The sequence below is a fragment of the Pseudomonas triclosanedens genome (assembly GCF_026686735.1).
Taxonomy (GTDB): domain Bacteria; phylum Pseudomonadota; class Gammaproteobacteria; order Pseudomonadales; family Pseudomonadaceae; genus Pseudomonas; species Pseudomonas triclosanedens.
In genome coordinates this window covers 3396330-3420611 of record NZ_CP113432.1, presented here as the reverse complement: position 1 = coordinate 3420611, position 24282 = coordinate 3396330, and the positions used below count along the sequence as shown (strand labels likewise).

Sequence of the window (24282 nt, the reverse complement as noted above, 5' to 3'; positions counted from 1 at the left end):
CGGCCTGCGTGCCTTGGCCGGTCCGGGTTCTGCCAGTAGCCGGGCCGGCCGCTTCGAAGAAGAACAACAAAAAAATCCCGTATACGTCTGGAGAGGTGCGTCATGGCCATCCACTCAGTCGCCCTGGGCGACGCTGCCGATACAACGATTTCCGTCCCGCGCCGCTATGCCTGGGTGGTCTTCGCCCTGACCTTCGGCCTGCTGATTTCCGACTACATGTCGCGCCAGGTACTCAATGCCGTCTTCCCGCTGCTCAAGGGCGAGTGGGCGTTGACCGATGCGCAGCTCGGCCTGCTCAGCGGCATCGTCGCGGTGATGGTCGGGCTGCTGACCTTCCCCCTGTCGCTGATGGCTGACCGCTGGGGCAGGGTGCGCAGCCTGACGCTCATGGCGATGCTCTGGAGCCTTGCGACCCTGGGGTGCGCGCTGGCACAGAATTTCCCGGAGATGTTCGTCGCACGATTTTTCGTTGGCGTGGGCGAGGCGGCCTACGGCAGCGTCGGTATCGCCGTGGTGATCTCGGTCTTCCCGGCACACATGCGTGCCACCCTGACCGGCGCCTTCATGGCCGGCGGCATGTTCGGCTCGGTGCTCGGCATGGGCCTGGGCGGGGTGCTGGCCGCCCATCTGGGCTGGCGCTGGGCGTTCGCCGGCATGGCGCTGTTCGGCCTGCTGTTGGCGCTGGTCTATCCGCTGGTGGTGAGCGAGAAACGCATCGCCCCGGTGGCCGCCGCAGAATCCTCACGCCAGCGTGGCGGACGCTCGTTGCGCAGCCTGTTCGGCAGCCGTTCGGTGATCAGCGCCTACGTCGGCAGCGGCCTGCAACTGTTCGTCGCTGCCTCGGTGATGGTCTGGTTCCCCAGTTACCTGAACCGTTACTACCACCTGGCCACCGACAAGGCCGGGATGATCTCCGCCATTATCGTGCTGGTCGGCGGCAGCGGCATGGTGCTCTGCGGCATTCTCTGCGACCGTCTGGGCCGTGCCAGCCCGCCGCGCAAGATCGTGCTGGCCATCGCTTTCTGTGCAATCAGTTGCGTGTTGCTGTCGCTGGCCTTCCGCCTGGCGCCGGGGGCGCTGCAACTGAGCCTGGTGGCGCTGGGCATGCTGGTCGCCGCCGGTACATCCGGGCCGTCCGGCGCAATGGTCGCCAACCTGACCCATCCGCTGGTGCATGGCACCGCCTTCGCCACCCTGACCCTCGCCAACAATCTGCTCGGACTGGCGCCCGGCCCGCTGCTCACTGGCGTGATGGCCGACGCCTTGGGGCTGGACCGCGCCTTCCAGTTGATGCCGCTGATCAGCGTGCTGGCGGCACTCGTATTCCTGTATGCGCTGCGCCACTACCACGGCGATATGCATCGCCTGCGCAGCGAAATGGACGGCATGGAGGAGGGTAAGCGATGCCAAGCCTGAGCCTGGAAATGACCTTCGACTTCATCTGCCCCTGGTGCCTGATCGGCAAGCGCAACCTGGATGCCGCACTGCGCCTGCTGGCGCGGCAGCGTCCGGAGTTGGACGTGCGGGTAAACTGGCTGGGCCTGCAATTGCTGCCCCAGGTGCCGATGCAGGGCGAGCCCTTCGCCGAGTTCTACCAGCGCCGGCTCGGCGGCAAACGTGCTGTTCGCGCCCGCCAGGCCGAGGTGTACGACGCGGCGCGGCGCGCGGGTGTGGAAATCGAACTGGAGCGTATCCAGACCATGCCCAACACGACCTACGCGCACCGTGTGTTCCAGCGCGCGGCCCAGGTGGGCAGCCAGGCCCAACTGGAGCGCCTGCTGGAGCTGCTGTTCCGCGCGCACTTCCAGCTGGGCGAGGACATCGGCCAGCGGGAAACCCTCAAGCGCCTGCTGCGCTCCTGCGACTATCTGCCGGAGCAGTTCGACGAAGCGCTGGCCGACGGTGCGCGGGCCTTCATCGGTCGCCGCGTCGGCCTGGCCGACTCCAGCGTCCCTTTGTTCCTGGCCGATGGCCGGGCCTTTGCCCTGGGCGGGCAAAGCCCGGAACAATTGCTCGCGTCGCTGCTGCGCACGCTGGATCGACAGGAGGCGTTGTCGGCATGAGTGGTGCATTGCGTGTCCCGGCAGAGCGCCTGCCCGTCAGAGGAGGCCGCAGCCTGTTCCATCATGAGAAGGGCATTGTCCTGTTGTTCGACGTCGAGGGCTGCCTGTACGCCGTCGACGATCGTTGTCCCCATGCGGGTGCCTCCCTGTTCACCGGGCGCCTCGACGGTCGCTGGCTGCAGTGCCCGGCGCACGGTCTGAAGTTCGACCTGGCCAGCGGTTGCCCCGCGGGCATCAAGGGCTTCGGCGTGCGCCGCTATCCCGTCGAGTGGCGTGCCGGAGAATGTTTCCTGTTGCTCGATGAACCCATCACGGAAGAGGTGCCGGTATGAGCGCCGCCGTGATCTCACATCTCGGCAGCCGCAGCCGGACGCTGCTGCCGGGGCTGTCGGTCAGCGCGATGGTTGCGGCTGCGGCGACCTTCCTTTCCGAGCACTACGGTGCGCCGGTGATGCTGTTCGCGCTGCTGCTGGGCATGGCGCTGAACTTCCTCGGCAGCGACAGCGTGTGCAAGGCCGGCATCGAGTTCACCGCCCGCGAGGTGCTGCGCCTGGGTGTGGCGCTGCTGGGAATCCGCATCACCTTCGGGCAGATAGCCGAGCTTGGCTGGCAGCCGGTGGCGATAGTGGTGGTGCTGGTCAGCGTCACTATTGTGGTGTCCATCGTCGCCGCCAGGGTCATGGGTTTCAGCAGCCTGTTCGGCCTGCTCACCGGGGGTGCCACGGCGATCTGCGGCGCATCGGCGGCGTTGGCCCTGGCCGCTGCGTTGCCGGCGCATTCGCAGAAGGAGAAAGCCACGCTGTTCACCGTGCTCGGCGTTTCCGCGCTCTCGACCCTGGCGATGATCCTCTATCCGATGGTCGTCAGGTGGTTGGGCCTGCCGCCGCTCCAGGCCGGCATCTTCCTCGGTGGCACTATCCACGACGTGGCCCAGGTCGTCGGGGCGGGCTACAGCCTGTCGCGGGAGGTCGGCGACAGCGCCACCGTAGTCAAATTGATGCGCGTGGCCATGCTGTTGCCGGTGATCCTCTGCGCCGCGATGATCACCCGTGCCCAGGGCGTGCAGCCTGGCGACAAGCGCCCGCCGTTGTTGCCCTGGTTCGCCGTGGGCTTCGTGCTGCTGGCGGCGATCAACAGTACCGGCGTGCTGCCGCAGATGCTGCAGCAGGCAGGTGGAAAGCTGTCGCAATGGTGCCTGGTGATCGCCATCGCAGCGCTGGGGATGAAGACTCAGTTGCGCGCCCTGGTCACGGTCGGGATCAAGCCGATCCTGCTGATGGTGGGGGAAACGCTGTTCCTGGCGTTGCTGGTGTTGGGAATGCTGCGCCTGGCCGATTGAGCCCCGGCAAAGGCGCTCTGGCGAAAAGCCCGTTCCCGCCCTGTGTGGGAGCGGGCTTTGTCTTTGTGTTCCACCATCGACATGGGCTGCGGGCCGTTCGGTGGGTATCGCTTCGGCGAGTGTACCGGCGGAATCTGTCCTGTGGAGCGGGGCCAGTCGACGCGTGGCGTCAGTCGCCTTCGCGCCCCATGTGTTCGCGCCGCCAGGCCGCCGGCGACATGCCGTACTGCATCGTGAACCATCGGGTGAAGGAGCTGGGCATGGCATAGCCGAGCAGGTCGGCTATGCGGCTGAGCGAGTAGCGCGGGTTTTCCATGTAGCGCAGCACCAGTTCGCGGCGCACTTCGTTGATCAGGTCGGAGAAGGTCACGCCGTTTTCCTCCAGCCGGCGTTGTAGGGTGCGGACATTCAGCCCCAGCGACTGGGCGATCTGCTCGATGGTCGCACGGCCCATCGGCAACAGCAGGTAGATGGCCTTGCGGACTTCGTTCAGGGTGCTGCCTTCGGTGGCGCCCGGCAGTGAGTCGACGAAGCTGCGCGCGTGCCGCGCCATCGCCGGGTCGGCCATGGGGTTGGCGGCATCGAGGTCGGCGGCGGGAATCACGATGCCGTTGAATTCGCTGCCGAATTCGATCTTGCAGCCGAACAGGCGCTTGTGCACCTGCATGTCCGCTGGCGCGTCGTGGGTGAGATTGACGCTCATCGGCCGCCAGTGCGGGCCGAGGAGGGCGGCGCAGAGACGGTAGAGCGTGCCGATGGCCAGCTCGATGCTCTGGCGCATCGGCATGGGCGGCACGGTGATGATTTCTTCGCGCAGGATTGCCATCTTGCCTTCCTGATCCACGAACAGGGCCAGCGATTCGTTGATCATGTGGCGGTACTGAACGATGGTGTCTATGGCTTCGCGCAGTGTCGCCTGGTGGGTGATCAGCAGGCTGATCACACCGAAATCGGCAAGCTGGCGGGACTCGGCCATGCGCAGGCCGAACGTCTCGCAGCCGCTGGCACGCGAGGACTCTTCCAGCAGGCTGACCACCGGTGTGATGGGGACGCGCTGCTCGGGATGCTCGAGCATCGACAGGCTCAGGCCGACCTGGCTGAGCTGCTGCTGGGGGTTGAGGCCCAGGTGGCGGGCCACTTCCAGGTAGTTGGTAAGGGCCGCGATGCGAACCATTGGTGTCATGCCTATCGCCTTCTTGTTCTTCTGGCTGCTCCGCGCCGACGGCGCCAGGTGTCGATGGACAGGTGCCGGAGCGTCAGCAGCGAATTCATGGCTGGGTCGATGACGCAGGATTCTATCGGCGTATTCATCCAAGCGTGTACGAAGTTTTACCTATCGGCCAGCGCCTTTTTGGCGTTCTTGAGCGGGCGCACGTTCTGTGTCCCGTGGGGTTGGGCCATGCAACCGCACGCCGGATGGATTCACCGCTGTCACCAAATGCGAAGTGCCTGACGTTCTATGCAAAGCAGCGTTGCCGGGCTGCCTCTACTGTCTGCTCCAACAAGTTCGAAAACGCTGCAAGGTGATCCGGTGAAACATAACAATTCCACCACCGTCCTCATCGTTCCCGGCCTGCGCGATCACGTCGCCGAGCATTGGCAAACGCATCTCCAGGAGCGTCTGCCGACGGCGCGGAGCGTGCCGCCGCTGACCGGCGACAAGCTCGACCTCGACGCCCGCGTGGCTGCCATCCAGAACGAACTGGCCCGTATCGACGGACCGGTGATCCTGGTCGCACACAGTGCCGGCGTCCTGATGGTCGCCCACTGGGCGGCCCGCCACGACCGCCCGATCAAGGGCGCGCTGCTGGCCACGCCGCCGGACCTGGACGGCACCTGGCCCGACCACTATCCCAGCCCGGACAGCCTCATCGAACGTGGCTGGGCGCTGCCACAGCAACCCTTGCCATTTCCCAGCCTGGTGGCGGCCAGCGACAACGACCCGCTCGCCACGCCACAGGCCGTGCGGCGCATGGCCCAGACCTGGGGCGCGAGCCTGGTGGAGCTGGGCTGCGTCGGCCACCTGAATCCGGCCGCCGGATTTGGCGACTGGCTAGAGGTCGATGCCCTGATCCACCTGCTGGATCACTGATTCCAGATCAAGTTCTGCGTTCCGGCGCCTGACGCCGGGGCGAGCCTGCGTGCGCCCTGGTGGCGGCGCGGGCGGGGCCGCGGGACGGGCCCGGATAGCGTCCCGACCACAACAAGAAATGGAGCACACGCATGCACTACCAGAGCAACCCACCGCGGCGGCTGCGCCGCTGCCTGCTCGCCACGGCGATTCTCAGCGCCTTCGGCGGCAACGCGGCACAGGCTTTCGAGCTGAACACCGGCAACCCCGACCTCTCGATCCGTTTCGACAACACCGTCAAGCTCAGCTACGGGCAACGGGTCGAATCCGCCAACAGCAAGATCGCCAACACCGCCAATACCAATGACGGTGACCGCAATTTCTCCGCCGGCACCCCGGTGACCCAACGCTTCGACCTGCTCAGCGAGCTGGACTTCATCTATCGCGACAGCATGGGCTTCCGCCTCAGCGCCGCCGGCTGGTACGACCATGCCTACGACGACGTCGGTTCCAGCAACAATTTCCCAGGCCAGGCGGGCAACGCCGGCCACCTGGTGGGCCTCAACGGCAACGTGATCGCGCCGCGCGGCGCACATGCGTCTACCCACGGCCTGAGCAACTTCGCCGACCGCTACTACAACGGCCCGTCCGGTGAGCTGCTCGACGCCTTCATCTTCGCCAACCACGAGGTCGGCGACGGTATGCAGCTCAGCGGCAAGCTCGGGCGCCACACTGTGTACTGGGGCGAAACCCTGTTCAGCGCCGCCAACGGCATCAACTACGGCCAGTCGGCACTCGACCTGGGCAAGCTGTACAACGTGCCGGGCACCGAGGCGAAAGAGCTGTTCATGCCGCGCAGCCAGCTATCGATGTCGCTCACGGTCAATCCGGAGCTGACCCTGGCCGCGCAGTACTTCCTCGAATTCGAGAACTCGCGCTTCCCCGAAGGCGGCACCTACATGGGGCCCTATGACATGCTCAACGATGGCGGCAACGTGTTCTGGCTGCCGCTGCCTGCGCAGAAAGCCTTCTACGGCGCACCGCGCGGTGACGACCGCGAACCGAGCAACACCGGCGACTTCGGCCTGATGGCCAAGTGGAGCCCGGAATGGCTCGACGGCACGCTGGGCTTCTACTACCGCAAGACCTCCGACACTCTGCCGGCGGTGCTGATCGACGCGCCCAACATGCACAAGCCCGGGCTCGCCGGCCTCAAGGGCATGAACTACTTCACCGCCTATGCCGACGACATCGATATCTACGGCATCAGCCTGTCGAAGGAAATCGGCGGGGTGAGCGTCGGCATGGACCTGAACTACCGCGAGAACATGCCGCTGGCGAGCAACTTCACCACCGTCAACCCGACGCTCTACGCGGCAGCCAAGCGCGGGCTGATCAACGGCGCGAACCTGATCGGCGAGCTGCCCAGCGACGGCGACACCGGCCTTGCCCGCGGCAAGACCTTCCATGTCGTGCTCAACGGCCTGGTGACCTTCGGCGCGACTCCGCTGTGGGACGCCTCGTCGCTGGCGGTGGAAGGCACCCTGACGCACCTGATTGACGTCACCGAGGGCGAGCAGACCTTCAAGGGCGACTCCAGCTACCGCGGCGTGGACAAGGTCAGCACCAACGCCTACGCCATGTCCGCCAACTTCACCCCGACCTGGTACCAGGCGTTCCCCGGCGTCGATCTGTCCATGCCCATCGCCTACAACGTCGGCCTGCACGGCAACTCGGCGGTGCAACTGGGCGGCAACGAAGACGCCGGCAGCTACTCGGTCGGCGTGGCGGCGGACTTCCACCAGAAGTACCGCATCGACCTGAAGTACGTCGATGCCTTCGGTCCCTTCGACACCTGTTCGAGCGGGCACGACAACAACACCCCGGGGGCCAACGGGCAGTACCAGTGCATTCCCGGCCAGATCACTTCCCAGGGTGGTCTCGCGCCCCTGCTGAAGGACCGCGGGATGGTCACCGCTTCCCTCAAGGCAACCTTCTGATTTCACCCCAGCCTCCTACCCGGAGCAGGAGAAACACAGCATGAACTTCAAGCCTACCCTGATCGCCACGGCCCTCGGCCTGGCCCTGTGTGGCGCGGCCCAGGCCGCCGTATCCCCCCAGGACGCCGCTCAACTGGGCAGCACCCTGACCCTGGTTGGCGCCGAGAAAGCCGCCAGCAGCGACGGTTCAATTCCCGCCTACACCGGCGGCCTGACCAGCGCCCCGGCCGGTTTCAAGGCCGGCGACAGCATGCGCCCGGACCCGTTCGCCAGCGACAAGCCGCTGCTGGTGATCGATGGCAAGAATGTCGACCAGTACAAGAACGAGCTGACTGCCACCACCCTCGAGCTGGCCAAGCGTTATCCGAGCTTCCGCGTCGACGTCTACCCGACCCACCGCAGCGCCGCGCTGCCGGATACCGTGCTGGAGAACAGCAAGAAGAACGCCGTTACCGCGCAGTCCCTGGAAGGTGGCACCGTCATCGACAACGCGCTGCCGGGCGTGCCGTTCCCGATTCCGAAGACCGGCGCCGAGGCGATGTGGAACTTCCTGCTGCGCTACCAGGGCGTGAACATCAAGGCCAAGTACGACTCCTGGAACGTCGATGCCTCGGGCAGCGCCAATCTCGCCACCACCGGCCAGGCCTTCATCAACTACCCGGTGTACGAAGACCTCACCCAGCCGGTGAAGGGCTCCGAGGTCTACTACCAGATGAAGCTGTACTACAGCGGCCCGGCGCGCCGCGCAGGCGAGGCGATGATGCTCAAGGACGCCGCCAACCCGCTGCAGCAGCCGCGCCGCGCCTGGCAGTACCTGCCCGGCCAGCGCCGCGTGAAGCTGGCGCCGAACCTGGCCTACGACACGCCCAACCCCGGCATGGCCGGCGCCGGCACCTACGACGACGTATTCGTCTTCAATGGCGCGCTGGATCGCTACGACTGGAAGCTGGTGGGCAAGCAGGAAATGATCGTACCCTACAACACCTACCGGCTGACCTACGCCAGCGACATCAAGCCGGTGGTCACGCCCTATCATCTGTCGCCCGACTACGTGCGCTGGGAGAAACACCGCGTGTGGGTAGTCGAAGGCACGCTGAAGTCCGGTGCGCGGCACATCTACGCCAAGCGCCGCTTCTACCTCGACGAAGATAGCTGGGTGGCCCTGGCCTCCGACCAGTACGACGCCCGCGGCCAACTCTATCGGGGCTCCTTCGCCTTCCTCAGCCAGAGCTACGACAAGCACATCCCGGATGCCACGCCGTTCATGATCTACGACCTGGCCGCCGGCTCCTACAACATCAATGGCATCGTCGGTCCGTACGGCGGCATCAGCTACATCGACCCGCTGGCCGCCACCCAGTGGTCGCCCGACGCCCTCGCCGGCAGCGGCATTCGCTGAGGGCCTGACGGCCCTCTCGCACGGCGCAGGCATGCCGGCGTGCGAGAGGGCGGACAGGTTCCAAGCGGGTGAGTCCGGTCGCGGCGGCACCCACCGCCGCGACATTCCCATCGAGGTAGCCGTATGCAGTTTTCCTTCAAATTCGCCCTGGCCTCCGCCAGCCTCGGGTTGGCGCTGCTCGCCGGCCACGCCGCCGCCGTTGAGTTCGCCGATGTGCTCGACCTGCCGGCCCAGCGCACCGGACTGGCGTTGCACAGCCCGCTGGCCGCCGTGGCCCGCGCAGGCGGGCGCCTGGTGGTGGTTGGCCAGCGCGGCCACATTCTCTATTCGGACGACGACGGGCGGAACTGGCAGCAGGCCGATGTGCCGGTCAGCTCCGACCTCACCGCCGTACGCTTCCCTGCACCGCGCGATGGCTGGGCAGTCGGCCACGACGGCGTAGTGCTGCACAGCGCCGACGGAGGCCAGCGCTGGACACGTCAGCTCGACGGCCGTGGCATCGGCCAACTGATGCTGGATTTCTATACGACCCATCCCCAGGCGGATAACGAAACCCTGCTGGAACAGGCGCGGCGCATGAAGGAAGAGGGGGCCGACAAGCCGTTCCTTGACCTCTGGTTCCGCGATGCCCAGGAGGGTTTCGTGATCGGCGCCTTCAACCTGATCCTGCACACGACCGACGGCGGGCGCAGTTGGCAGCCCTGGAACCACCTCATCGACAACCCCCAGGCACTGCACCTGACCGCCATCACCGCGGTAGGCGACGAGGTGTTCATCGTTGGCGAGCAGGGCCTGCTGCTCAAGCTCGATACGGCCAGCCAGCGCTTCGTCGCGCTCGACTCGCCCTACAAGGGCACCTTCTTCGGCGTGTTCGGCAAACCGGGGCTGCTGTTCGCCTATGGCCTGCGCGGAAACGCAGTGCGCAGCGTCGATGGCGGCGCGAGCTGGAGCGAAGTGGCCACCGGTGTGCCGGTCAGCCTTACCGCCGCCAGCCAGGGCGCCGATGGTGGCCTCTATCTGTTCAGCCAGGCGGGCCAGGGGCTGGTAAGCCACGACGATGGCGCCACCTTCACCACTCTCGACATCGCCCAGCGCACGCCCGTCAGCGGCGCCCTGGTCGGTGCCGACAGCCTGTTGCTGGTGGGCGGTCGCGGTCTGCAGCGCAGCACGTTGCCGCTCTCCCAATAAGAACAAGACGAAGAGACAGCCTCATATGGTCGACCTCAAGCAAGGGCAGATGCCCGTCATCCGCGACATGCGGGATTTCGATGTGCACAGCGGCAGCGTGCTGGAGCGTCTGGTGTTCAACCATCGGATCCTGTTCATCAGCCTGATCGCCGTGGTCACGCTGGTGCTCGGCTGGATGGCGGCGACCCGCCTGGAGATCAAGCCCAGCTTCGAGAAAATGATCCCGCAAAGCCATCCCTATATCCGCAATTACCTGGACAATCGCGGGGCCCTGCGGGGCCTGGGCAACTCCGTGCGGGTAGTGGTGGAAAGCAGCGGCGGCGACATCTTCGAGCCGGCCTACCTGGACACCCTCAAGCAGATCAACGACCAGTTGTTCCTCAGCCCCGGCGTAGACCGCGCCTGGATGAAGTCGCTGTGGTCGCCCGCGGTACGCTGGACCGAAGTGACCGAGGAAGGCTTCCAGGGCGGGCCGGTCATGCCCGACGGCTATGCTGGCGATGCCGCGAGCATTGCCCGCCTGCGCCAGAACATCGCCCGCGCCGGTATCGTCGGCAGCCTGGTGGCCAATGACTTCCAGTCGAGCATGCTGGTAGTGCCGCTGCTGGACCATGACTCGGCCACCGGCAAAGGCATCGACTACCGGCAGTTCTCCCACGAGCTGGACGCGCTGCGCCTGAAATACGAGTACCTGGGCGACCAGCGTGCCTTCGACGCCGGCGGGCCGGGCAAGGGCGCGGTGCGCATCCACGTTATTGGCTTCGCCAAGCTGGTGGGTGACCTGATCCACGGCCTGGTGCGAGTGATGATGTTCTTCGGCCTCGCGGTGGTCTCGGCGTTCGTCATCATCCTGCTCTACACCCGCTGCCTGCGCAGCAGCCTGCTGGTGATCGTCTGCTCACTGCTGGCGGTGGTCTGGCAACTGGGCCTGATCGCCTGGTTGGGTTATGCCCTGGACCCATACTCGATCCTCGTACCGTTCCTGATTTTTGCCATCGGTGTGTCCCATGCGACGCAGAAGATGAACGGCATCATGCAGGACATCGGTCGCGGCACCCACCGACTGGTGGCGGCGCGCAACACCTTCCGCCGCCTGTTCCTCGCTGGCGTCAGTGCGCTGCTCTGCGATGCCGTGGGCTTCGCCGTGCTCATGCTGATCGACATCCCGGTGATCAAGGCTCTGGCGATCACCGCCAGCATCGGCGTGGCGGTACTGGTCTTCACCTCGCTATTGATGATGCCGGTGGCGCTGTCCTTCGTCGGTGTCAGCCCGCGTGCCGCCGCCCGCGCCCTGCGCGAGGAGCAGCAGGAGGCGCGCGAGCAGGGCCTGGGCCGGCTGTGGAGCCTGCTCGACCGCTTCACCGAGCGTCGCTGGGCGACCGTCGCCCTGGCTTGTGCCGCGCTGATTGGCGCCGGCAGCTTCATGGTCAGCCAGCACTTGCAGATCGGCGACCTCGATGCCGGTGCGCCCGAGCTGCGCGCGGATTCGCGCTACAACCGTGACAATGCCTACATCACCAGCCACTACGCGCTTTCCAGCGACCTGTTCGCAGTGATGGTGAAGACGCCGGCCGAAGGCTGCCTGAACTACCAGACGCTGATCCTCGCCGACCGCCTGGGCTGGGCGCTGCAACAGCATCCTGGCGTGCAGGCCACCGTCTCGCTGGCCGACGCGGTACGCCAGATCACCGCCGGCACCTACGAGGGCAACCCCAAGTTCGCCAGCCTGCAGCGCAACCAGGACGTGCTCAACTACTCGGCGCAGCAAGCCTCGGTGAATACCCCGGAATTGTTCAACACCGACTGCTCGGTGATGCCGGTGATCGGTTTCCTCAAGGACCACAAGGCCCGCACCCTGGAAGAAGTGACGGCAATCGCCGAGGACTTCGCCAAGGCCAACAGCACGCCCGACCGCCAGTTCCTGCTTGCCGCCGGCAGCGCCGGCATCGAGGCTGCCACCAACAGCGTGGTGCACCAGGCCAATCGCACCATGCTGCTGTACATCTATGGCGCGGTCAGCCTGTTCTGCCTGATCACTTTCCGTAGCTGGCGTGCCACCGTCGTCGCCATGCTGCCACTGGTACTGACCTCGATGCTCTGCGAGGCGCTGATGGTGTTCCTCGGCATCGGCGTGAAGGTGGCGACCCTGCCGGTGATCGCCCTGGGCGTCGGTATCGGCGTGGACTACGCGCTGTACCTGCTCAGTGTACAACTGCAACTGCAGCGCGCGGGCTTCCCGCTGGGGCTGGCGTACCGCCAGGCGGTGATCTTCACCGGCAAGGTAGTGGCACTGGTGGGCGTGACCCTGGCCGCGGGCGTGATCACCTGGGTCTGGTCGCCGATCAAGTTTCAGGCCGACATGGGCATCCTGCTGACCTTCATGTTCCTCTGGAACATGCTTGGCGCGCTGGTGCTGATTCCGGCGCTGTCGCACTTCCTGCTGAACGACCGAAAGGGGTGAGGGAGAGGGAGGATTGCCGGGCAGGGGCCGCTCCTGTGCAGGAGCGGACTTCATCTGCGATCCAGCTCTGACTGCCTCGCGCCGAGTGTCCGGTACGGCCTTGCGCAGGAGGAGTGGCGCTGTGCTCCAGCCATCCTGCGGAGCTACCCGGGCGGCAGCTCGCGCGAACCTATTGCGTGCCGGCGTCATCCTGCGGGCCAACCAGGCCAGTTAATTCTGCGTTTACCAATCCAGCGGTGTCCTCCCGGTGCCGCCAGCGCACCTGCCGTGCCATTCAATCGAATGCCGGGATCGCCTCCAGCTCGCGCAGCAGCCAATCGGCGAACTCCTGCGCGAGGGCCTGGTGGCCGTGGGGTGGGATGATCAGGAAGTAGGGGTGGGGTGCCGGGAAGTCAACGTCGAACAGGCGCACCAGCCGCCCCTGGTGCAGTTCCTCGCCAGCGAGGATGTGGTCGCTGATGGTCACGCCGCCACCGGCGATCGCCGCGCGGATGGTCAGGTAGGCGTCAGGCAGGAAGACGTTCTGCCGCGCCTGCAACCCCGGAATGCCGGCGGCGAGGAAGTAGCGGCTCCAGTCGAAGCCGTCGTCTTCGTGCAGCAGCACCTGGCGCGCCAGGTCGCGGGGTTTGCGCAGATGGTCCTGGGTGTTGAGCAGGCGCGGGCTGCATACGGGGAAGTAGCGGATGTCGCCCAGGGCGGCGAAGCGCTGGCCCTCGATATGGGTTTCGCCAAAGGAAATCACCATGTCCACGTCGCCCAGGTCGCTGCTCATCGGCAACAGGTGCAGGGCCACTTCCTGGTAGTTGCGCAGGAATTTCTCCAGCAGCGATGACACCCGTGCCAGCAGCGCCGGCGCGCAGGCGATGCGCAGTTCGCCGGCCGGTTCCTCGTTGGGCAAGGCACGGCGGATATCGCGCAACTGGTCGAAGGCGCTGCTGATCTGCTGGCTCAACTGGCGCCCGGCCGGAGTCAGCTTGACGCCTTTGCCCTGGCGCTCCACCAGCGCCACGCCAAGTTCTTCTTCCAGCTTCTTCACCTGGTGGCTGACCGCGCCGTGGGTGACGTGCAGCTCCAGCGCGGCGCGGCCGATGCTGCCTTGCCTGACCAATGCCTCGAAAGCGCGCAGGGCGATCAGGGATGGCATGCGAAACGCACTGTTCTGACGCATGGGAGCCTCTTTTCTGTGAATTTGACTAACGATTCAGCCGGAAAACTATTGAATTGTCGTTACTTAAATTACTGGAGATGATCGCCCCAAGTCGAACGCCGAAGTCCCGTCACGCGGGCCGGCGAACAGCACCTACAAGAACAAACGGCTGGAGACCCGCCATGCAGCATTTCGTCGACTTGCTCGGACTGGGCAAGCGCTATGGCAATCTGCAGGTCCTGAGCGACCTCAGCTTGAGCATCCGCCAGGGCGAGTTCCTCACCCTGCTGGGGCCTTCGGGCTCGGGCAAGAGCACCACGCTGATGATGCTCGCCGGCTTCGTCGAGCCCAGCGAGGGGCGCATCGAGCAGGGTGGCCGCGATATCACCCGGCTGCCGCCGGACCAGCGCGAGTTCGGCGTGGTGTTTCAGGGCTATGCGCTGTTTCCGCACATGAGCGTGGCGCAGAACGTTGCCTACCCGCTGCGCATCCGCAAGGTGCCGGGCGCCGAGATCGAGCGCCGCGTCGCCGAGGTGCTGGAGCGCGTCGGCCTGGCCGGGATGGGCGGGCGGGGCATCAGCCAGCTTTCCGGCGGCCAGCAACAGCGCGTGGCGCTGGCCCGTGCGCTGGTGTTCAAGCCCAGGCTGCTGTTGCTCGATGAGCCGCTGTCCGCGCTGGACCGCCGCCTGCGCCAGGAAATGCAGGGCGAGCTGGCTCGCATGCACAAGGACTTCGGCACCACCTTCGTCTTCGTCACCCACGACCAGGAAGAAGCCCTGGCCCTGTCGGATCGCATCGCAGTGTTCAACAAGGGGCGCCTGGAGCAGGTCGGCACCCCGCGTGAGGTCTACGAGCGTCCGGCCAGCCGCTTCGTCGCCAATTTCCTCGGCGACACCAACCTGCTGGAGGTCGGCGTGCTCGGTCGCGAAGCCGAAGCCACGCTATGCGACTACCGGGGCCAGCATCTGCGCGTGGCCCAGGCGGCGCAGCCCGGCGACGGCGCGCGGCAGTGGCTGGCCGTGCGCCCGGAGCACATCGACCTGCGCCCGCTGCATGACGCCGGCCGCGACAACGGCCTGTGCGCCACCGCGGGCAACGCCACCTACCAGGGCGCCCACGTCAATCTCGAACTGATGCTGGAGCAGGGCGAGCGTATCGACCTGCGCCTGCCGGTTTCGCACCCAATGCTGGGCAGCCTGCGCAGCGGCCAGCGCTATTGGTGCAGTTGGTCGCCGCAGAACTGCCACCTGTTGTCCGCATAACGAAAACAACGATCGGGGAGCAATCACATGAACGAACGCCAAGGCTTCATCGAAGATGCACTGGAGGTCGCCGCCGAGCGCGCCGAGCGGGCCGGCATCAGCCGCCGCCACTTCAACCGCAATCTGCTGCTGCTCGCCGCCGCCAGCGTCTTGCCGTTCGGCATGGGCGGTCGCGCCTTCGCCGCCGGCAACCTGGTCGTCGCCAACTGGGGCGGCGATGCGGTGCCGGCCTTCGAGAAGAGCTTCGGCGGCTTCGGCCAGGTAGCGGGGCTGGCCCTGAAGATCGATGGCAGCGGGCCGACCGAGGGCGCGCTGAAGACCCAGGTGAACAGCGGTGCGGTGCGCTGGGACGTGTGCGATGGAGAGATGTATTCGTCCTACCGGCTGGGCCGGGACAAGTTCCTTGCGCCGATCGATTTCGGCATCGTCGACAGGTCGCTGATCGGCTACGGCGATGTGCACGATTTCGGTCTCGCCAACTACAGCTACAGCTACGTGATCGGCTACGACCACGAGCAGTTCGGCAAGAACCCACCCAAGTCCTGGGCGGACTTCTGGGATGTGAAGAAGTACCCGGGCAAGCGCACTCTCTACAAGTGGATGAGCGCCAACCTCGAGTGCGCGCTGCTGGCCGACGGTGTGCCGCCCGAGCAGCTCTATCCGCTGGATGTCGACCGCGCGCTGCGCAAGATCGAGGAACTGCTGCCGCACATCGCCACTCACTGGTCTACCGGCGCCGAGTCGCAGCAACTGATCCGCGACGGCGAGGTGAGCATGGCGCAGTTGTGGCACACCCGCGCGGAGCTGGTGAAGAACGATACCGGCGGCAGGATCGACTGGAGTTTCGATGGCGGCATCGTCTCGCCGTCGGTGTGGATGGTGCCGAAGAACAATCCCGCCGGCGCCAAGGCCGCGATGCAGTTCATCGCCTACGCACTACGCCCGGAGGTCCAGGCCAGGCTCATGGAGGTCTACAACATGGGGCCGGTGAACCTGGCGGCCAACGAGCTGCTCAGCCCGCAGCTGCAGGCGATCAACCCCACCGCGCCGGACAACCTGAAGAAGCAGGTATCGCTCAACAACAAGTGGCACGCCGAGCATTACGGCGAAACCCTGGAGCGCTACCTGGCGCTGATCGGAGGCTGAGATGCGACGCCTGGCACCTGGCGTGCTGCCGGTCTACGGCCTGCTGATCCTGCCCTTGCCGCTGCTGGTTGTGGTCGGCTACCTGCTACCGACCCTCGGCGTGCTGGGCTGGAGCTTCAGCCTGCCGGAGTGGGGCACGCAGAATTACATGGCCATCGCCGACAACGCCAACCTGCAGACGGTTATCTGGCGCACGCTGCGCATCTGCCTGCTGACGACTGCGATCAGCGTCGGCATCGCCTACCTGATCGCCTACCGCTGGCGTTTCGCGACGCCGCGCGGCCGGCAACTGATCGAGCTGTTCGTGCTGCTGCCGTTCTGGCTGTCGATGCTGATCCGCGCATTCGCCTGGCTGGTGCTGCTGCGCAATGGCGGGCTGGTCAGCCAGGGGCTGATGGCCACCGGCTGGTTCGATGCGCCGCCGCCGCTGGTGCGCAACGAGCTGGGTGCGCTGATCGGCATGGTGCATTTCATGGTGCCGTACGCGGTGCTGCCACTGCTGTCGTCGCTGCGTCAGGTCGATGACAGCCTGCTGCGTGCCGCCAGCAGCCTCGGCGCGAGCCGCTGGCAGACGCTGCGCGATATTTTCGTCCCGCTTACCCTGCCGGGCGTGGTCGCCGCGTCCGCCATCGTCTTCGTGTTCAGCCTGGGTTGCTTCGTCACCCCGGCGCTGCTGGGCGGCGGCAAGGCGGCCATGCTCGCCGAGTACATCTACGTGCAGATGTTCCAGCTTTCCAACTGGGGCCTGGGCGCGGCGCTGAGCATCGTGCTGATGCTGCTGGTGGTCGGCTGCGCACTGCTGTTCGGACAACTGGTCGGCTTCCGCCGCCTGCTGGGGAGGAATGAGCTGTGACGCCGCAGGGAACCTTCGTCTGCGCCATGCCCAAGCGAGACAAACCGCAGCCGCCGCGCCTGCCGCTGGGGCGCTGGCTATCCTGGTTCGGCCTGGTACTGGCCGCGCTGTTCCTCATGCTGCCGATCCTGGTGATCGTGCCGCTGTCGTTCGGCAACCAGCGCTACCTGGCCTTCCCGGATGGCGACTGGTCGCTGCGCCACTACGCGACGCTGTTCGATGGCGCCTGGCTGCTGTCGATCCTGCAGAGCCTGGGGCTGGCACTGCTGGTCGGCGCGCTGGCCACGGCGCTGGCGTTCCTGTTCGCCACCGGCATCTGGCTGCAACGCCGCTACCGCACGCTGCTGACCGCCATCGTGCTGCTGCCGATGATCGTGCCGCAGGTGGTCTCGGCCATGTCGATCTACTACCTCGATGCACGCCTGGGCATTCTCGACAGCCTGCTGGGCGTTGGCTTCGGCCATCTGCTGATGGCGCTGCCGTACTCGGTGATCGCCATGCTGGTGGCCTATGCACGGCTCGACCTGAGCTTGTACAAGGCATCGCGCTCGCTCGGCGCCGGGCTCTGGCCGACGCTGTGGAGCGTGCTGCTGCCGAACGTGCGCGGCGGCCTGCTGGGCAGCTTTTTCATGGGCTTCGTGATGTCCTGGGAGGAGGTGGTGGTGACGCTGTTCACCAGCGGCCTGAGCGTGGTGACGCTGCCCAAGCGCATCTGGGACGGCCTGCGCTACAACCTCGACCCGGCGATTGCCGCCGTGTCCACCCTGATGATCGTCCTCACCCTGGCGGTGATGCTGCTGCGCATGTACTTCGAACGGCGCCGACCGCCTGCCTGACCGCGCTTCATCCGCTCCACACCGGGCCGCTGGCTGGCGGCCGCACAACCTGTCTGTCGAACGCACCTTGTCCCTGAGGAGGGAATCCCCATGCTTACCGCTTTTCCCGCGCGCACCTACCGTCAACGCGTCGAAGCCGTCAAACGCCGCATGGCCGATCGTGGCCTGGATGCCCTGGTGGTCAACTACCCGGACAACATCAACTACCTGAGCGGCTTCGACAGCCTGGGCTTCCTCTGGTACCAGGCGCTGATCATCTCGCCGAAGCTGGCGGAGCCGGTGTTCCTCACCCGCACCAGCGAGGAGCCCTGCACCTGGGAGCTGTCGTGCATCGACGAGGCGATCTTCTATGACATCGCCAGGCAGGACCCGCTGAAGATCGTCGCCGACGTGCTCGCCCAGGCGGGCCTCTCCCAAGCGCGCATAGGCCTGGAAATGACCGCCTCGACCTTCTCCCCGGCACAGTACAACGCACTGCTGGGCTATATGCCCGAGGCCCGTTTCGAAGATGCCGGCCCCCTGGTCGCCGAGAACCGCCTGATCAAGACCGCCGAGGAAATCGAGTACCAGCGCAGCGCCGCGCGCATGGCCGACCAGGGCATGCTGGCCGCCTTCGAAGCACTGCGCCCGGGTATCTCCGAGGTGGAAGTGGCCGGTATCGTGGCCAACGCCCTGGGCCGTGCCGGCAGCGAGTATTCGGCGATCAGCCCGATGTGTGCCACCGGCCGCCGCAGCACCATGACCCACGCCATGCCGCACCGCCAGACCATCAGCCACGGCGACGTGGTGATCCTCGAACACGCCGGCGTGTGCAACCGCTACCACGCCATCCTCATGCGCACCGCCGTGATCGGCAAACCCAGCCCGCGGGTGAAAGAAGTGGCGACCCTGCTCACCGAGGCCTTCAACGCCGCCATCGATATCGCCCGACCCGGCACGCCAGTGGGCGAGGCCAACCGCGTGTGCAACCAGATCCTCGACCGCATCGACCTCTCGCGCACCCGCGTGCACCGCATCGGCTACAGCCTCGGCCTCGCGTACCCGCCGACCTGGCTGGAAGCGATGATGGTGGACGAGGCCGATGATCACGTGTTCCAGCCGAACATGTCGTTCTCCATCGAGCCCAACCTGTCGTTGTACAACGAAGGCTTCGGTATCAAGCTCGGCGACACCGTGCTGTGTGGCGAGAAGGGTTCGGCAAGCCTGTCAGAGCTGCCGCCGGAGCTGACGGTCATCGACTGACACAGGCTCGCCTTCAGCCGCATGACCTCGTTGGGCGGCCTCACCGTGCTAAGCACTGTCTTCGGCCGCCCGCCGAGTTCTCTGGCCCAATGCAAACCCGTATCAACCTGTTTGAAGCGTGCCTGCGTTTGCGGGCGCAGTGATGGAATCCGAGGGTTTCCGATGAGTCACACGATGGATGTTTTCTGGCACGACGACGTGCTGCGCCACGACACCGCCGCCGGCGTCTTCGAGGCGCCGCCCAGCGAACTGCTGGCCGAACAACTGCAACACCCGGAGAGCAATCCCCGGTTGCTCAACATGCGCGCCATTCTCCAGCGCGGGCCGGTTGCGGGCTCGCTGCGCTGGCATGAGGGCCGTCATGCCAGCGAGCAAGAACTGCTGAGCTTCCACGATGCCGGCTATCTGCGTGGAATCTTCGCAGCGGACGCGCAGGGCAAGCGTTTCAGCAGTACCACGCTGATGTCCCCCGGCAGCCTGGCCGGGCTTCTGGCCGCCGCCGGCACCAGCGTGCAGGCGCTGCAAAGCGTACTGGCCACCGGCAACCCGGCGATGGCCCTGGTGCGCCCGCCGGGCCACCACGCGGCGCCGGCGATGGCCGACGGTTACTGCTTCTTCAACAACGTCGGGATCGCCGCGCGGGCTGCGCAGGCGGCGGGGCTTGAGCGGGTGGCCATCGTCGACTGGGACGTGCACCACGGCAATGGCACCCAGGAAGGCTTCTACGACGATCCATCGGTGTTCACCGTGTCGCTGCACATGGACCACGGCGCCTGGGGGCCGAGCCACCCGCAGACTGGCGCGGCGGACGAGCGCGGTCATGGCGCGGGTCTGGGCAGCAACCTCAACCTGCCGCTGCCGATGGGCTCGGGCGACCAGCTCTACGAAATGGTCTTCAGCCGCTTCGTGGAGCCGGCGCTGCGAGCGTTCAAGCCGGACCTGCTGATCATCGCCAATGGCCTGGACGCCTCGCAGTTCGACCCCAATGGCCGCCAACTGGTGACCATGCAGGGCTTCAACCACCTGGCCCGCCGTGCCCGCGCGCTTGCCGACGAACTCTGCGACGGGCGGCTGCTGGTGGTGCAGGAGGGCGGCTACAACCCGGCCTACAGCGCCTATTGCCTGCATGCCGCGACGGAAGGCTTCCTCGGCCAGCCATCGACGCTGACCGATCCGTTGGCGTACATGCCCGAACCGGCTGCGCGCGTGGAAGCCGACCTGGCCGCGCTGGATACGCGGCTGGCGGCGGCGGGGTGGAGGTTCGCCTGAGCCCCGGCGTGCCCGGTTCGCGCTAGCCTCGTAGGGCGGATGGCCCGGCGGATAACCTGTTCCAGGTTATGCGCCCTACGTCGCTTCACATGTGGTTCGCGAGCAAGCTCGCGAACCCTCACCGAACCACCCCGTCAGCGATGGTTGCGATAGCGCTCGGTCAGGGACTGCACGCGGGCGACGTAGGTTTGCGTCTCGCTGTAGGGCGGGATGCCGTTGTACTTGTCGACGGTCATTTCACCGGCGTTGTAGCTGGCCAGCGCCAGCCTCTGGTTGCCGTTGAAGCGCTTGAGCAGCCAGGCCAGGTAGCGCACGCCGCCACGGATGTTCTGCCGCGCATCAAACGGGTTGGTTACGTTGAAGCGCACGGCGGTGTCTGGCATCAATTGCATCAGCCCCTGGGCGCCGGCGATGGAGACGGCGTTGGGTTGAAACGCCGATTCGGCGTGGATCACCGCCCGCACCAGCGCCTGGTCGACGCCATAGCGCGTCGATGCCGATTCGATTTCCCGCCGATAGGAACGGGTGTCCAGGCGCAGGGCTGCGACGTTGAAATCCTTCGGCGCCATGCACAGGTAGCAGCCCTTGATGTAGTAGACGTCGAGCACATCGACCCGCGCGGTGATGCCGACCGGGCGGCGGCTCACATACTGGCGCACGCCATTATGGACGAAGGTGTACACGCGGATTCGCTCCGCGCCCGAAGCGCTGCCGCGCGCCAGTGGCGCCGCGGCCTTTGCCTTGGCGCCCTGGCCGGCCTTGCTGTTGTGCTGGGTGCAGCGCGCGCCGGGGACGGCATGGCTGCTGTGGCTGGTGGTGCCGTCGCGGGCGTGGCAGGTGAACTGGGCGTTGGCGAAGAGCGGAGCGCTCAGCAAGGCCAGACCGAAGCATCCGGGTATGCACTTGCGGGCCCATCGCCAAGCTCTGTAACTCATCGCAGCGCTCCGCGCCGATCAGGCTGGGCACGCCTGAACTGGGCTGGGGAAAAGGCCAATAGGAGCGGGCGTTGCCGGCAAGAACCCGGCGGCCCGCCGTTTCGTTCCGCTAGTTATAGCCGTTTCATTTCACCGTGGAGCGTGCGCAGACGTACGGCTTGCGGGCGTCATGGTGGGCCGGGCGGACGGCGCTTCCGATGGGCCGCCGTTGCGTGGGAGCGGACTGCGTCCGCCGTGGGCAACTCGCGGATGAATCCGCTCATGGCGCACCCGTTGCCTGTAGGCGTGAGCCTGCCCAGGCGCAGTCTTCAGCCCAGAATGAAGTACACCTTGCGCACCGGCGTGAGGTTCTCCCAGGTGCCCTTGAAGCCCGCCGCCACCACGAAGGAATCCCCCGGCCCGAAGGTCTTGGCCACGCCGTCCGAGTCGGTCAGGCGCACGCTGCCTTCGAGGATGTGGCACAGCTCGTCGTAGTCGCACTCGCAGCGCTCCAGGTGCACGCCGGCCTCCCAGATACCGGCGACAGCGTTCTTTTCGGGGGCGCCGAAGTGCCGCCAGCTACGGCTCCGGTAAGGCGCATCGACGATGGCCGGGTCGTTGATCTCGCGCTCCTGCGGGGCGAGCTGGGGGTTGGCGAAGTCAATGACATGGCGGGGCAGGGTGGACATGAGATTCTCCATCAGGAATCGAAACCGACGCCGAAGGCATCGAGGGTCTTGAGCAGCAGGTCGCGGCGGCCGGTGCGGTCTTCCCTGGCCAGCGAACGCTGCGCCAGGCGCACGCCCAGATAGCGCAGCGGCTCGGGCGGGAAGGGGAAGGGTTTCTGCGAGGTCATCCGCAGTTGGGTGCGCTCGGTGCGTTCGCCGCCCAACTGGTCGAGCATGTTCAGCGCGGCGAAGCGGCTGGCCGTCACGCCCTGGCCGGTGAAGCCCAGCGCATAGGCGACGCGGTTGCCGAGCACGCAGCCGGTGAACAGTGTGGTGCGCGCCGAAGTGTCGATGATGCCGCCCCAGGCATGGCTGAACTCTATCGGGCCGAGCTGCGGAAAGGCTTCGCGGAACTGTTCGGCCAAGCGCTGGAAGCTTTCCGGGCGCTGGGTCAGGGCTTCGTCGCGGCAGCTGCCGAAGTGGTAGATGGCGTCGAAGCCGGCCCAGAGGATGCGGTTGTCGGCGGTCTTGCGCAGGTAGTGGAACTGGTTTCCGGCATCGGCGATGCCGTAGCGGTCGACCCAGCCGATGGCGCGCAACTGGTCATCGGTGAGTGGCTGGGTGACCAGCGAGTAGTCGTACACCGGGATCACGCTGGAGTTCAGGTGGCCGAGCAGCGGCGGCGCGATATTGGTGGCCAGGGCGATCTGTCCGGCTTCCAGCTCGCCACGGTCGCAGCGCAGCATCAGGCGGTCGCCGCGCTGGTGCAGCTCGTGGACCGGGGTGTTCTCGAACAGCTCGACACCCTGTTCCAGGCACACCCGGCGCAGTTCGGCGGCCATCTTCGCCGGATTGAGCAGCGCGTAGTTGGGTTCGAACACGCCGGCCTTGTACAGGGGCGAGTCGAGTTTCTGCGCCAGTTCGGCACCTTCCAGCCACTCACAGTCGATGCCGAATCGCTGGTAGTTGCGCTGCATGCCGCGCAGGCCCTCGACCTGCCAGGGCTGCATGGCGACACTGAGCTTGCCGCGCCGCTCGAACTCCACGTTCATGCCGAAGCGTTCAAGGTCTGCCGCGAACTCGTCGAGGTTCTGACGGCCCAGGCGCACCAGGGTCTCGGCCTCTTCCGGCCAGCGGCGCAGGGCGTTGTCGACGCCGTGGGAGATGCTTGGCGCGCAGAAACCTCCGTTGCGCCCGCTGGCCTCGCCGCCGCAACGCCGGGCCTCGACCACCGCGATACTCGCGCCGGGCCAGCGCAGGCGGGCATGCAGGGCGGTCCACAGACCGGTGAAGCCGCCGCCGACCACCACCAGGTCGAAGCGGCGATCGGCCTCCAGCGCCGTCGCGGCGGGAGCGGGATCGAGGGTATCGAGCCAGAAGGGTCGTGGAGCGGCGTGCGCAAGAGGGGCGGATGTCATCGGAAAACTCCGGCAGAATGTCGGAAGAAAAAGCGGTCTTCGGGCCGCATCCGAGTTTTGTAATCGCTCCGGGGGCTCAGGCATACGGGCCGCCGCTCTTTGCGGGCACGCCCGGAGCACGTGGAGCCGGCCCAGACCGGCGGGGGAAACAATGAGCGAAGAACAGGGCTGGAGTGCCACCCTGGCAGGCACGATCTACCAACCCGACCCGGCCAGCGCCGCCACCCACGCGGTAGTGATGCGTTACCACCAGGCCTGGCGCCGCCACGATATCGAGGCGCTGATGGCGCTGTTCGATCCGCAGGTGGAATACAACGACTTCTTCCAGGGCCGCCGGATTCCTCCGGCGGAACTGCGCGACTATCTGCTCGGCAGCATGCCGGCGGCGGGCGATGAATCGCAGATCTACACCGACCGCCTGCGGGTGGACGGCGACACGGCCTTCCTGCAATACCAGGTCACGCTGCGCGGTACCCAGGGGCTGGTGTCGTTCCGCAGCAGCGAGGCTTACAGTGTGCGTGACGGCCTGATCATCCGGGTCAACGAGCACGCCGCGCTGGTTGGCCAGCCCAAACACACCGCCAGCGAGCCGCAGCCCCGCATGGCTGGGAGCCGCCTGGGGCTGTCGGCCCGGCAGCTGAGCCAGCTCGGTGGCGACATCCAGCAGTACTTCCAGCAGAGCCAGCCGTACCTCAACCCCGACCTGGACATGACCCAGGTAGCCTCGGCCACCGGCTACACGCGCAACCAGATTTCCTATTTCCTCAACCAGGTGCTCGGCCTGAGCTTCTACCAGTACCTCAACCAGCTACGCCTGAAGCACCTGCTGGACCGCCTGGACGAGGCGACCAGCATGACGCGCATCGACGAACTGGCACGGGCCGCGGGGTTCCGCTCGCTATCGACCTTCTACCGCTGCTTCCGCGAGGAGACGGGACTGTCGCCCAAGGCTTACCTGGAGCAGAAGGCGACCTCCTGATCGGGCCGTTCTTACAGGATGGCGCGG

The 24282-nt window shown here is 66.3% G+C and carries 21 protein-coding genes; 16 read left to right on the top strand and 5 right to left on the bottom strand.

All coding sequences use genetic code 11. The annotated features are described in order from the left end of the window. Positions 1 to 102: 102 nt before the first annotated feature. The 4 genes from OU419_RS15625 to OU419_RS15610 are packed head-to-tail and all read left to right on the top strand — an operon-like array spanning position 103 to position 3402. Complete coding sequence (locus OU419_RS15625) at positions 103 to 1416, top strand: MFS transporter (protein WP_254473956.1); 1314 nt, start codon at positions 103 to 105, stop codon at positions 1414 to 1416. After that, entirely contained in the window at positions 1404 to 2063 is a 660-nt protein-coding gene (locus OU419_RS15620; RefSeq protein ID WP_254473965.1) for a DsbA family protein, read from the top strand. Before OU419_RS15625 ends, OU419_RS15620 begins: the two co-directional genes overlap by 13 nt. Then, positions 2060 to 2395, top strand: coding sequence for a Rieske (2Fe-2S) protein (locus OU419_RS15615; RefSeq protein WP_254473967.1), 336 nt, complete (start codon positions 2060 to 2062; stop codon positions 2393 to 2395). Before OU419_RS15620 ends, OU419_RS15615 begins: the two co-directional genes overlap by 4 nt. Then, positions 2392 to 3402, top strand: a complete 1011-nt coding sequence (locus OU419_RS15610) for a YeiH family protein (RefSeq protein ID WP_254473969.1) — start codon at positions 2392 to 2394, stop codon at positions 3400 to 3402. The genes OU419_RS15615 and OU419_RS15610 overlap by 4 nt, the downstream gene beginning before the upstream one ends. Positions 3403 to 3571: 169 nt before the next feature. Here the strand turns inward: OU419_RS15610 and OU419_RS15605 are convergent, their stop codons facing one another. Next, complete coding sequence (locus OU419_RS15605) at positions 3572 to 4576, bottom strand: AraC family transcriptional regulator (RefSeq protein WP_254474108.1); 1005 nt, start codon at positions 4574 to 4576, stop codon at positions 3572 to 3574. Positions 4577 to 4933: 357 nt separating this feature from the next. On the opposite strand from OU419_RS15605, the gene OU419_RS15600 reads away from it, so the two are divergent. From OU419_RS15600 to OU419_RS15580, 5 genes are all read left to right on the top strand, one after another. Continuing rightward, complete coding sequence (locus OU419_RS15600; RefSeq protein ID WP_254473974.1) at positions 4934 to 5494, top strand: RBBP9/YdeN family alpha/beta hydrolase; 561 nt, start codon at positions 4934 to 4936, stop codon at positions 5492 to 5494. Between the two features lie 131 nt (positions 5495 to 5625). Continuing rightward, a complete protein-coding gene (locus tag OU419_RS15595) occupies positions 5626 to 7473 on the top strand; it encodes a DUF1302 domain-containing protein (protein ID WP_254473975.1) in 1848 nt (615 codons plus the stop codon). 40 nt (positions 7474 to 7513) lie between these two features. Beyond that, the gene (locus tag OU419_RS15590; protein WP_254473982.1) at positions 7514 to 8872 is read left to right on the top strand and encodes a DUF1329 domain-containing protein; all 1359 of its coding nucleotides are present in this window, start codon (positions 7514 to 7516) and stop codon (positions 8870 to 8872) included. Between the two features lie 123 nt (positions 8873 to 8995). Then, positions 8996 to 10060 (top strand): WD40/YVTN/BNR-like repeat-containing protein, encoded by a 1065-nt coding sequence (locus OU419_RS15585; RefSeq protein ID WP_254473984.1) that lies wholly within the window; start codon positions 8996 to 8998, stop codon positions 10058 to 10060. A 25-nt stretch (positions 10061 to 10085) separates the two neighbouring features. After that, positions 10086 to 12521, top strand: a complete 2436-nt coding sequence (locus OU419_RS15580; RefSeq protein WP_254473986.1) for an efflux RND transporter permease subunit — start codon at positions 10086 to 10088, stop codon at positions 12519 to 12521. A gap of 274 nt (positions 12522 to 12795) precedes the next feature. Here OU419_RS15580 and OU419_RS15575 read toward each other — a convergent pair whose 3' ends face one another. Beyond that, positions 12796 to 13689, bottom strand: coding sequence for a LysR substrate-binding domain-containing protein (locus tag OU419_RS15575; RefSeq protein WP_254473989.1), 894 nt, complete (start codon positions 13687 to 13689; stop codon positions 12796 to 12798). Between the two features lie 161 nt (positions 13690 to 13850). Between OU419_RS15575 and OU419_RS15570 the strand changes: the two genes are divergently transcribed. The 6 genes from OU419_RS15570 to OU419_RS15545 all read left to right on the top strand — a co-directional run bounded on the left by OU419_RS15570 (position 13851) and on the right by OU419_RS15545 (position 20276). Continuing rightward, a complete protein-coding gene (locus tag OU419_RS15570; RefSeq protein WP_254473991.1) occupies positions 13851 to 14930 on the top strand; it encodes an ABC transporter ATP-binding protein in 1080 nt (359 codons plus the stop codon). 27 nt (positions 14931 to 14957) lie between these two features. Further along, complete coding sequence (locus OU419_RS15565) at positions 14958 to 16076, top strand: ABC transporter substrate-binding protein (protein WP_254473993.1); 1119 nt, start codon at positions 14958 to 14960, stop codon at positions 16074 to 16076. Between the two features lies 1 nt (position 16077). Further along, positions 16078 to 16929, top strand: coding sequence for an ABC transporter permease (locus tag OU419_RS15560; RefSeq protein ID WP_254473995.1), 852 nt, complete (start codon positions 16078 to 16080; stop codon positions 16927 to 16929). Further along, entirely contained in the window at positions 16926 to 17765 is an 840-nt protein-coding gene (locus OU419_RS15555; RefSeq protein ID WP_254473997.1) for an ABC transporter permease, read from the top strand. Before OU419_RS15560 ends, OU419_RS15555 begins: the two co-directional genes overlap by 4 nt. 90 nt (positions 17766 to 17855) lie before the next feature. Next, the gene (locus OU419_RS15550; RefSeq protein WP_254474002.1) at positions 17856 to 19007 is read left to right on the top strand and encodes a M24 family metallopeptidase; all 1152 of its coding nucleotides are present in this window, start codon (positions 17856 to 17858) and stop codon (positions 19005 to 19007) included. Positions 19008 to 19181: 174 nt separating this feature from the next. Then, complete coding sequence (locus OU419_RS15545; protein WP_254474004.1) at positions 19182 to 20276, top strand: arginase family protein; 1095 nt, start codon at positions 19182 to 19184, stop codon at positions 20274 to 20276. Between the two features lie 134 nt (positions 20277 to 20410). Here the strand turns inward: OU419_RS15545 and OU419_RS15540 are convergent, their stop codons facing one another. The 3 genes from OU419_RS15540 to OU419_RS15530 all read right to left on the bottom strand — a co-directional run bounded on the left by OU419_RS15540 (position 20411) and on the right by OU419_RS15530 (position 23276). Next, positions 20411 to 21211 (bottom strand): lytic transglycosylase domain-containing protein, encoded by an 801-nt coding sequence (locus OU419_RS15540; protein ID WP_254474006.1) that lies wholly within the window; start codon positions 21209 to 21211, stop codon positions 20411 to 20413. A 308-nt stretch (positions 21212 to 21519) separates the two neighbouring features. Next, on the bottom strand, positions 21520 to 21879 hold the full coding sequence (locus OU419_RS15535; protein ID WP_254474008.1) for a cupin domain-containing protein: 360 nt from the start codon (positions 21877 to 21879) through the stop codon (positions 21520 to 21522). Positions 21880 to 21890: 11 nt separating this feature from the next. Continuing rightward, complete coding sequence (locus tag OU419_RS15530; protein ID WP_254474010.1) at positions 21891 to 23276, bottom strand: NAD(P)/FAD-dependent oxidoreductase; 1386 nt, start codon at positions 23274 to 23276, stop codon at positions 21891 to 21893. 238 nt (positions 23277 to 23514) lie between these two features. On the opposite strand from OU419_RS15530, the gene OU419_RS15525 reads away from it, so the two are divergent. Next, positions 23515 to 24255: an AraC family transcriptional regulator gene (locus OU419_RS15525; RefSeq protein WP_408004956.1), complete on the top strand. Its 741-nt coding sequence runs from the start codon at positions 23515 to 23517 to the stop codon at positions 24253 to 24255. Positions 24256 to 24282: the final 27 nt, after the last annotated feature.